Origin of the sequence: Butyrivibrio sp. INlla14 (assembly GCF_900102515.1) — a bacterium.
Taxonomy (GTDB): Bacteria; Bacillota; Clostridia; order Lachnospirales; family Lachnospiraceae; genus Butyrivibrio.
This window is the reverse complement of the sequence record NZ_FMVS01000079.1, coordinates 1-1,033: the sequence shown is the minus strand read 5'-3', so window position 1 is coordinate 1,033 and position 1,033 is coordinate 1. Positions and strand designations below refer to the sequence as shown.

The 1,033-nt window shown below is 43.0% G+C and carries 1 protein-coding gene; it reads left to right on the top strand.

Annotated features, from left to right (window positions below):
* Nucleotides 1–1,033 (top strand): InlB B-repeat-containing protein (locus BLO53_RS18895; protein WP_176757375.1); only part of this gene is annotated, 1,033 nt, incomplete at both ends.

Sequence of the window (1,033 nt, the reverse complement as noted above, 5' to 3'; positions counted from 1 at the left end):
GTACCAGCAGGAGCAACAGAGCTTCCAACAGAGGCTGAGTACAAGTACGGAGATACTGTAACAGCAGCAGATAAGGCAGAGGCACCTGGATATACATTTGTAGGATGGAAGGTTCAGAGCGGATATACTCTTGGAGAGGGTGAAGAGATTGTAACAACATTCCCTATGCCAGCAAATGATGTAGCACTTGAAGGAACATTTGTTGCGAACGAGGATGTAAAGTACACAGCTAGATACTTCTTCCAGGATATTGATGACGAAGAATCTTATGTAGAAGATGAAGATCTGATCGAGCCAAGAGATGATGGAAAAACTGATACAGAGCTTACAGCTGATCAGCTTTCAAGTCTTGTTAAGTCAGTTCCAGGATTTGAGTACATCACAACTGGAAACAGATACTTCTCAAGCGAAGGCGAACTTACAGCACCAACAGTACAGGGTGATGGAAGTCTTGAAGTACACATCTACTACAACAGAAAGAGCTACAAAGTAACTTATAGTTATACAAATGACCCGGTACCAGCAGGAGCAACAGAGCTTCCAGCAGAGGCTGAGTACAAGTATGGACAGACAGTAACTCTTGCAGCAGATGCAGAAGCACCAGGCTATGACTTTAGTGGATGGAAAGGAAACTATGAGATTGATGAGAATGGAAATCTCATCGAGAAGATCCTGGAGCTCATAACTGGTGAGCAGAAATTCATAATGCCAGCAGCAGATGTGAATATCACCGGAACATTCACAGCAAGAGAGGATGTGAAGTATACTGTTCAGTATTTCTTCCAGCCACTTGATGGTGGTGAGTACGTAATCGATGATAACCTCACAGAGACCAAGGACAATGGAGTAGCAGATCAGGATCTTAGTGAAACAACACTTAAGAGCTTTGAAAAGGAAATCGAAGGCTTCACATATGTTGAAGGCGGAAACAAGTACTATGCAGCAACTGGACAGATCCAGACTCCAACAGTACAGGGTGATGGAAGTCTTATAGTAAGACTGTTCTATAGCAGAAACAGCTATAAGGTAACAT